The 9,931-nt window shown below is 36.3% G+C and carries 6 protein-coding genes; 5 read left to right on the forward strand and 1 reads right to left on the reverse strand.

The window, feature by feature from the left end; all coding sequences use genetic code 11:
• Positions 1 to 93 precede the first annotated feature (93 nt).
• Positions 94 to 1,143: an amino acid ABC transporter substrate-binding protein gene (locus KS419_RS01320; RefSeq protein WP_217064297.1), complete on the reverse strand. Its 1,050-nt coding sequence runs from the start codon at positions 1,141 to 1,143 to the stop codon at positions 94 to 96.
• Between the two features lie 566 nt (positions 1,144 to 1,709).
• On the opposite strand from KS419_RS01320, the gene KS419_RS01325 reads away from it, so the two are divergent.
• The 5 genes from KS419_RS01325 (at position 1,710) to KS419_RS01345 (ending at position 9,792) form a co-directional block, all read left to right on the forward strand.
• On the forward strand, positions 1,710 to 2,501 hold the full coding sequence (locus KS419_RS01325; protein ID WP_217064298.1) for an HAD family hydrolase: 792 nt from the start codon (positions 1,710 to 1,712) through the stop codon (positions 2,499 to 2,501).
• A 394-nt stretch (positions 2,502 to 2,895) separates the two neighbouring features.
• Entirely contained in the window at positions 2,896 to 6,576 is a 3,681-nt protein-coding gene (locus tag KS419_RS01330) for an immunoglobulin-like domain-containing protein (protein ID WP_217064299.1), read from the forward strand.
• Positions 6,577 to 6,761: 185 nt separating this feature from the next.
• A complete protein-coding gene (locus KS419_RS01335) occupies positions 6,762 to 7,259 on the forward strand; it encodes a DinB family protein (RefSeq protein ID WP_246593593.1) in 498 nt (165 codons plus the stop codon).
• A 212-nt stretch (positions 7,260 to 7,471) separates the two neighbouring features.
• Positions 7,472 to 8,506, forward strand: a complete 1,035-nt coding sequence (locus tag KS419_RS01340; protein WP_281419753.1) for a GGDEF domain-containing protein — start codon at positions 7,472 to 7,474, stop codon at positions 8,504 to 8,506.
• A 119-nt stretch (positions 8,507 to 8,625) separates the two neighbouring features.
• Entirely contained in the window at positions 8,626 to 9,792 is a 1,167-nt protein-coding gene (locus KS419_RS01345; RefSeq protein ID WP_217064302.1) for a nucleotide sugar dehydrogenase, read from the forward strand.
• Positions 9,793 to 9,931 lie beyond the last annotated feature (139 nt).

A 9,931-nucleotide genomic window follows, 5' to 3' on the forward strand; every position in this document is an offset into this window, starting at 1 on the left:
TCGGAAGTGACAACCGAAGTCAAAGAGCGGACTTCTAGTTGTCATTCCTGCACTGCCCTACGCTCGTGATCTTAGGCGCTTGCGCTTTTCTTATTATCTAAATGGTGGAGAGTACAATAAGCCTCCATCTGTCCATAAACTGTTTACACCACGTTCTAGGTTGAAGATTGTATCAGGTCCCAAGTGTCGGTCATATATTTCCCCATAGTTTCCAACTTCTTTGATAATATTTACAACGAAGTCATTGTCCAAACCAATTTCTGCTCCCAATTCTCCCTCAAGACCTAGGAAACGTCGGATTTCTGGATTTTCACTGTCCATGAAGTCATCAATGTTTGTTGAAGTAATTCCAAACTCTTCCGCTTGTATCGTTGCGTAAACTACCCATTTCACAACGTCATACCATGCAGCATCACTGGAATTTACAACTGGTGCCAAAGGCTCTTTCGAAATAACATTTGGTAAAATAAAGTGATCATCAGGATTTGCTAATGTTTCTAACCGTGCAACTAATCCAGAGCGGTCTGTTGTCCAAGCATCTGCACTACCAGTTTCATAAGCAGAGATAACTTGATCTTGACCATCGAAAACAACTGGATCATATTCAATTCCTAATAATCGGAAAGTATCTGCTAAATTAAGTTCCGTTGTAGTTCCTGTATCAACCGCAATTCGTGCCCCTTCTAATTCTTCTAAACTAGTAATACCACTTGCTTTTGTAACCATAATTCCTTGTCCATCATAGAAAATAGTTGGTGCAAAGTGTAATCCCATTGCATCCCTTGAAAGTGTATTTGTTGTATTTCGAACTAATACATCTACTTCACCAGTCTGTACAGCCGTTAATCGTTCTTGTGCAGATAGGGGACGGTATTCGACAGCATCAGCATCACCAAATACTGCTGCTGCAATTGCTTTTGCAAAATCTACGTCAAACCCTGCATAGGAACCGTCAGAAGTAACATAGCCAAAACCTGGTAAGTCTGAGTTTACACCAGCAACTACATTTCCTCTGTTTTTAACTTGTTCAAAAATATTTCCATCTGATGTGGCCTCTGAGGAAGCTTCTTCCTCACTACATCCAATAAGCGCTGTTACAACGAACATTAATGAGAATAAAAATAAAAACGACTTCTTTTTCATAATGACCCTCCTATTTGTTTTATGAAGATTTTATTAGTGAAAATATTATATTGATTTTCTACTCCTTTCGCATGTCTTTTTAAAACTTAAGGATAATATTAATCTTGTTAGAAAATCTGGACATCATTATTGTGAATAAATCTCCCATTATTTTTTTGAATTGAAACAATTTGTCAAACTTTCTGAATACTTTAGGGGGTTAAAACGGTGAAGAGAGAAGGAGTGTCATATTAATTAGAATGAGTTCAATCATTTAGAGAAGTGGCTTTTATAATATTATTTGCGAATGAGGGATTTACTTAGAATTGAAAAAAGTTGTATAGATTTTCACAATTGTTATAATTGGAGTAGATGAATCTTGTCAAATCTAGACGAGTTTACCCGAAGGTTTAATTAAAAGTAATCTAAAAACTAAGCTGGTTTGTAAGATTTCAGGATATAACTGATTAACTTTCATTTTAAAGAATAGGCTAAGTTATCGTTTAATGAAGACCTTTTGTTTCAATCCAACTGTTTTTAAAAAATATTAACCTTTAACAAAGCCGAAAATAAAGGAGATTATATACATGAGCAATTATAAGATTTTATTTTTAGATATTGATGGGACGATTTTAAGGCCTGATGATACAATTGAAAATTCAACAAAAGAAGCAATTCAACAAGTTCAAGAAAAGGGGATGGATGTTTTTTTGGCGACTGGACGTCCTCTGCATGAAATTATGGAAATTGGTGAAGAGTTAAACATAAACTCATACATAGGTTACAACGGCGCTTTTGCGAAAGATAATGGGGAAATTGTTTTCCGAGAACCAATCAGTAAAGACGCCATTCAGCACTTTCTTAATGTTTCAAAAGAAAAGGGTCACGACTTTGTTATGTATAATACCAGTCAGAATTTCTGGAATACATTGGACTCAAAGTATGTAAAAGAATTTATTGATAAGTTTCAACTGAAATGTAATGAAATATTCGCCGAGGAATATAAGGAAGAGATTTTAGGTGTCACCCTGTTCAATGTGAAAAAAGAAGAAGTAGAATTATATGAATCCATAGATGACGTTTATTTGACAACGGTGAATGTAGAAGGTATTAAGAACCATGCTTATGATGTTATTCGAAACACTGTTAACAAAGGTTATGCTGTGAAAAAAGTATTGGAGCGAAAAGGGTATAAAACAGAACAGGCCATTGCATTTGGGGATGGTATGAATGACAAAGAAATGCTCCATGTAGCTGGGGTAGGATTTGCAATGGGAAATGCCCTTCCAGGCTTATTAGAATTTGCAGATCGAAAAACAACGAGTGTAATGGACTCGGGGGTTTATAATGGATTAAAGATATTAGGATTAGTTAAATAGTTAAGATGTTCAGTAGATAATTATTTTCCAATAGAGTTGAACGTTCCTAATAAGCAACTATCAAAGTCATATGAATGACTCTGATGGTTGCTTTTTTGAGTGCGACTATTTTTACTGAATAATATTTTTTCGATTTGAGATATTTTAATGAAGTGTTATTTTGGGATGATGAGGTATTCGAAGCAAGGAAAAGTGTTACCTTAAGAGCATTATTATTGGAGATTCCCATTTAATGAATTACACGAACATTAATATACTAATATTAACTTTTTGTTAAGATTATAACAGGATTTTTACATAAAAATAATAAAAAGTAATAGATTTCACTGTGAAAAACGTTATAATAGAATAGCTATATTTATTATATTAAAAACTATCTATAAAGGAGAATTAGATGACAATCACATCCAATAGACTTAAACAGAATGTATTACGATTATTTTTAGTGACAGTACTATTAATTTCTCAATTAATGAGTGCAGTTGCCATACCAACGGTGACAGCAGCAGATACACAAACTGAAACAGATACTCTTGTGGAATGGGATTTTGATAAGGAGAATCCCGCTGCTACAAGTGGAATAGAATCGAACACCTCGCAAGAATTAACAATTGTTGGAGCTAACCACACTGGTTATGTAGCAGGATTTGGATCTAATTCACGAGCAATTAACTCCAACGGTTGGAACTCTTCTGACGAAAGTTATTGGTTAGCTCAATTTAGCACAGAAGGCTATGAATCTATTACATTTTCATCTAGGCAGTTTGGATCTAATACTGGTCCTAAAGATTTTACAGTAGAATACAGTCTTGATGGTGAAAATTGGTCAAAAGTACAAAACACAGATATTGAAGTTGGGAATAACTGGACATCAGGTGTTTTGACAGATGTATTGTTACCTTCAGAAGTCGATAACGAAGAAATTGTTTACTTAAGATGGCTGAACACATCGGGTGTTTCTATTAATAACGGTAATATTGGCTCAACTGGAACAAATCGTATAGACAATATCGTTATTAGCGGAGTACCGATAAGCGGAGAAGTTCCTGGCGAATCAGAACTTCCTGGAACTCCAGAAGAACCGGGAGATGAGAAGGAAAAACCAGAATATATCTCTATTAGTGAAGCAAGAGCACAATTAGGGCAAGAAGTTACTGTTCTAGGTGTAGCAAACATTGACCAAGGATTATTACAAAAAAGTAGATTCTCCCTTTATCTTCAAGATGGAGATGCAGGGATTCAACTTTTCAATTTTAACGACAATATTTTTCCAGCAGTAAAAGAAGGAGATCTTGTAAAAGCAACAGGGACAGTTGGGGAGTTTAACAATGTAACCCAACTTGAAGTTACTGAAGTTGACGTTTTGGAAAGTAATCAAGACGTAGAGGTAAAAAGTATAGATCTTTCTACTTATATGAATGCGACATCAGCAGAAGCGTTAGAAGGACAACTCGTTCAATTCGATGGATATATTCGTAATATCAACGACTACCATAATGGAGGTGTAACAATCTCCATTATTAATGAAGGTTTCGACGCAGTTGACATTCGTGTTTGGGAAACTACAGGAATAGACCTTTCACAGTTAGAAGAACATACATGGTATGAAATAACAGCTATTTCAAGCCAATTCAACGGAACATACCAAGTATTACCTCGAAGTAACGCTGACTTCGTTATATCAGATAATCAAAGACCAGAACCAACGACGTTGGATCGTGAATTCCAAGCTGTAGTATCTCATGTTACAGATGGGGATACGATCAGACTTGAATCACCTATTTTTGGTGCAACGAACGTTCGTTTTCTAAATATGGATACACCGGAAACATATCACACTGTTCGTAATGAGTTAGATGAAAACCAAATGCGTCATGGTAACTTGGCAACAGCACATATGCAGACAATGTTAAGTGCAGGTGACACAGTGATTATTCGTCTCGGAGAAGAACCATTAGACGGTTATGGAAGATTACTTGCAGAAGTGATTACTTTAGACGGAGTAAATACGAACCTTGAAATGGTACGTGCCGGCTTTGCATCCACTTACTTCATCTACCCATTTGAGGACGATACAGTCGAAGAGTATGCAGAAGCTGCTAAATATGCAAGAGAAAACCAACTAGGAATATACAATCCTGAAGATCTTTTATTTGAAATGCCATTTGTTTTCCGTGCTAGAGAACGTGGAGATAATGGTTTATCCCGTTATGTGGGGAATTTCATCACAAAGGAATATGTGGCACCGGATCATTATGAGGCAGTTCCTCCAGAATACCGTGTATTCTTTACGAGAACACAAGCAATGAACTTAGGCTATACATCAATGCAGCTCACAGATCGAGAAACGGTCGATTTGGATAAAAACGCATTGGGTGTCGGATTCCAAGGAACTGATTCCACAACGAATGTGCTCCAAGACGTTGTTCTTGAAACGACAGGAACATACGGGTCTACAATTATTTGGGAGTCTAGTAACGAAAATGTTCTCTCAAATACAGGGGAAGTAACGAATCCACAATTTGATGGTGTTCAAGTGACATTAACTGCGACTATCCAAAAAGGCGAACTGGTTGAGACGAAGGAAATTGTTTTAACAGTAAATCCTCTCATTTTTGAGCTAGTAAGCTGGAATTTTGATGGGGAAAGCGAAGTTGCAACAGGTGGTCTTGTGGAAAATGCTAGCAGTCAAATCACACATGTGGGTGCTTCTATTTCCGGATATGTTGCAGGTTATGGCAGTGGTTCAAGAGCACTAAATGCGAGTGGTTGGGATACGGAGGAAGCCTACTGGGTCGTTGAATTTTCTACACTTGGCTACCAAAACATCACGTTATCCTCTCGACAATATGGCTCAAATACTGGCCCGAGGGATTTCATCGTTCAATATAGCATTGATGGAGAAAGCTGGGTAGATGTTCATAATAGCGAAGTGGTTGTGGGGAATAACTGGACATCCGGTGTACTTGAAAACATTGCCTTACCAGAAGAAGTGAACAACCAAGATACAGTATATGTAAGATGGATAAACGTTACCGATACGTCAATAAACGGGACAACAATCGGCTCAGGAGGTACTAGCCGAATCGATAACATCTTCCTCTTTGGTAATGAAGGATCTTTTGGAGAAGAAAATCCTGGTGAACAGCCGGTGGAAGAGGAACCGACACAACCTGAACCAATTTTTCCAGCTGGGAAAAAGATTGTGGAAGAATTGGTTGTAGATGAAAATGGTCTAATAACGGTAGAATACGAAACATCAGAAACTGGTGTGCTATTACCGATAAAAGACATGGATATTAATGAATCTACTCACCTTGTACTTGGAAACGAAGAAGTATCTATTGATGTACCAAGTACAGTTCTTCAACAATTAAAAGAATTGTTTGATTCCCTGAATGATCCTGATGCAAAACTCCTTGTTTCTTCAAAGAAAGTGGAGGGAGATGCATTAGAGACATTGATGGATAAAGTAGATAACAAAGATAATTTAGTTGGTATTTTAAAAACTATTGCCAGTAACATCTACGATTTTGAGATTGGAATATATAAAACAACTGGTGAGGTTGTTAAACTTTCTAACTTTAATGGTGAGTTGGCTGTGAAGTTGCACTTAACTGTTGATTTCGACAAGGAAGAAGTTGCAATCTATCACATTTCCACCGATGGTAGTTTAACAGAAATGGGTGGTACTGTTGAGGGAGACTTCATCACTGTAAACTTATCCAGTTTTAGTATGTATGCCGCATTAGTAATGGAAGTGAATGAAGAAACAGTACTAGAAGGACCTGTTGATGAAGAAAATAGTGATAATCTACCTGATGATGAGAACGGAAATAGGAATAATGAACAGGAAGATGGTCATCTCAATGACGATATCACTAGTGATGAATCGATAGTGACTGGGAAAGAAAAAAGTTCATCCGATCAAGAAAAAGTCGATAATAAAGTGGAAGAGGGTACAGATAAATTACCTGAAACTGCTACGTCAATGTTTAATTATCTTTTGATAGGGTTGTTATTAATTATCATAGGACTAGTTCTCGCACGTTTCAATGTAAGAAAATCAGTTTAATATAAATAATACAAAACACCTCAGAGCTAAGGCAATGAGGTGTTTTGTTGCTATCCTTAGTTTGAGCGACAACTTCGTTTTAATCCAACTTAACTATTGAAATTATTCGGTTTAAAAAGGATAATGTTGGAAGAAGTTGAAACTAGTATTAAGTTCATCAAAAAATGATTAGGGGGTACATTGCCTTGACTAAAAACGACTTAATCAAGGAACTCGAGGGGTTTATTAATTGGATCGAAGATTGGAAGTTGGTGGAGGATACGTTACTATTTAAACCAATTAAGGAAGGGAAATGGACGGTTGCAGAAATTATCTCCCACATCATGTTTTGGGATAAGTATTTATTAAATGTAACTTTGCCTGCGATGAAGGATGGGGCAGATGTGGAAAGTACCGAAGATTATGAGGAAATAAACAGTCTAGCTTCTGCATATGCATTGTCAGAAGGCATGACCGGAGCGCATTTAATAGATGAATTAATAGAATCTAGGATCCTTTTGGTAAACTATTTAAGGGGAAAAACTGAAGAAGAGTTTATTGCAAAATTCACATTAAACGGGGAAGAGATAGACCGTTTCTCTGGATACCCCCATACAATGTTTAATTATGTTGCCGGTTTTGTCTGGCACGACAATCATCACAAAAAACAAATGAAAGAGTATTTAGAAACGGTTGATGTATAAGAATTCCTATTAAATTACTGACAGCTACCTCCTTAAATTAAAAAATTGTCAAAAATATTCAAAGATATATTCATGTTTTTCTGGAGTTTTCCATTAAAATTGTAAGGGAGGGTTTTGGAACAAAGGAGAGACGGAAACTTGCTGATTACTTTTATGATTAACACTTTTGTAGCTATTGGCTTTATGTATATCATTTTAAAATATTAAGTCACTTGAAAAAATATACATCCTGGATTACTGCTGTGTTTTGTGGCTTTATGTCAAGCTTCATGATGCTGATCCCCTTTAGGTATAATGAATTCATTTTTGACTTAAGAAGTGTTCCGATTATTTATGCTACCTACTGCTGGGGTTGGAAGGCGGGACTTGTTTCAGCAGTTCTGCCAGTTATTTATAGAATTTACTTAGGTGGATTAGATCCCCTTACCCTATGGACTGGAATAGCTGTGAATAATATTCTTCCGGTGCTCATATGTGTATACTTTTTTTATAGAGAAAAAATACATGCCACAACCTACTTAAAGTATACATCTATCATTTGGATAAGCATGCTGACATCGATTATTTATTATGTCACTGGAAGGTCGATTTTAGGAATACCTCTACTGGATTTTTCACAAATTAGCTTTGGAAAAATGATTTTTACTGTTTTAACACTGCTTATTTTTACATATATGACAAATGAACATATCAATAATTTGATTACACAGGCTAAATTGGAGCATTTATCTGTTTATGACTCCTTGACAGGACTACTTAATATTCGAGGGTTTAAGGAAAAGGCGAAAAAATGGTTGAATGGAGGAAAAAATACTTCCTATTTGATGATGGCGGACATCGATTATTTTAAAACATATAATGATACATATGGTCATCCCGCAGGGGATATCGTCCTGGAGAAAATAGGAAACACATTTCGGGAATCATTACAGGATCAGGGGTTTGTTGGTCGGTATGGGGGAGAAGAATTTATCTTTCTGATCCGGGAATGTCCTAATGGAGATATCCTTCAATTGGCAAATTTTATTCGCTTGAATGTGGAAAATAGTTTATTTCCGGGACAGGAAACACAACCTTCCGGTAAACTGACAGTCTCCATTGGGGTTAGTATTTATTCTGGTGTAGAGACATTGGGGGAACTGATCCAACAGGCTGATATCGCTCTTTATGAGTCTAAACAGTCTGGAAAAAATAAAGTAACACTTTATACAAATAATTTGGAAGTTCAACAACTATACTCCAGTTAATAAACACAACACTAGTATAAGATAACACTATAATGTTTAATTAATTTTGGAATCATTCCCACTAAATAAAACGTCAAACATATAAGATATTGAGTCAATATAGAAGGATGTGTTCATAAATGAAAATTGCCATAGCAGGAACGGGTTATGTTGGATTGTCTAATGCTGTTCTGTTAGCACAGCATAATGAAGTCATTGCCGTTGATATTGTCAAGGAAAAAGTGGACTTGATTAACCGGAAAAAATCTCCTATAGTCGATAAAGAAATTGAAGAATTTTTGACAACGAAAGACTTACATTTAGTGGCGACAACAGATTTGGAGAAAGCATACAAGGATGCGGAGTTTGTCATTATTGCCACTCCTACAGACTACGACCCAGAAAAGGACTATTTTAATACAAAATCGGTGGAAAAAGTAATTGATACTGTATTATCCATTAATCCGGATGCGGTTATGGTTATTAAATCGACGGTACCAGTGGGATATACGAAAGAAGTGAAGGAAAGATTCCAGTCTGAAAACATTATGTTCTCTCCAGAATTCCTGAGGGAGGGTAAAGCATTGTATGACAATCTATATCCATCCCGCATTATCGTTGGGGAACAGTCTAAACGTGCGGAAACATTTGCGGCCCTGTTAATGGAAGGGGCAATGAAAGAAGATATCCCTGTTCTATTTACTGACTCTACGGAGGCAGAAGCGGTAAAATTGTTTTCCAACACCTATCTTGCCCTCCGTGTAGCCTATTTTAACGAATTGGATACGTATGCTGAAACAAAAGGATTAAATACGAAACAGATTATTGAAGGTGTTGGTCTGGACCCAAGAATCGGAAGTCATTATAATAATCCTTCTTTCGGATACGGGGGTTACTGTTTACCCAAGGACACAAAACAGTTACGGGCGAATTATAAAGATGTACCAAATAACATCATCGAGGCAATCGTGGATGCAAATCGGACAAGAAAAGACCATGTTGCTTCAAAAATTATTGAGAAAAATCCAAGAGTAGTGGGAATTCATCGTCTCACTATGAAAACAGACTCGGATAATTTTAGAGCTTCCTCCATTCAGGGAATCATGAAAAGGATAAAAGCAAAGGGAATCGAAGTGGTTATTTACGAACCAGTACTAAAGGAAGAAACGTTCTATCATTCAAGGGTAATTAATGATTTATCAGAATTTAAAAGGATTTCAGATGTGATTGTATCGAACAGACTCTCAGAAGAATTAACGGATGTAAAAGAAAAAGTTTATACGAGGGATTTATATCAAAGGGACTAATCTAAGTATAAATTGGTCGAAGAATATATAGATCAAAAAACAGAAAAAGAGGCTGGGACAAGAGTGTTTTAATCAATGAAAATCCGAACGAACTGATAATTGCTGCAATCATTAGCTACGGAAATATACTTCGCTTTCC

The sequence above is a fragment of the Evansella tamaricis genome, from assembly GCF_019042215.1.
Taxonomy (GTDB): Bacteria; Bacillota; Bacilli; order Bacillales; family Salisediminibacteriaceae; genus Evansella; species Evansella tamaricis.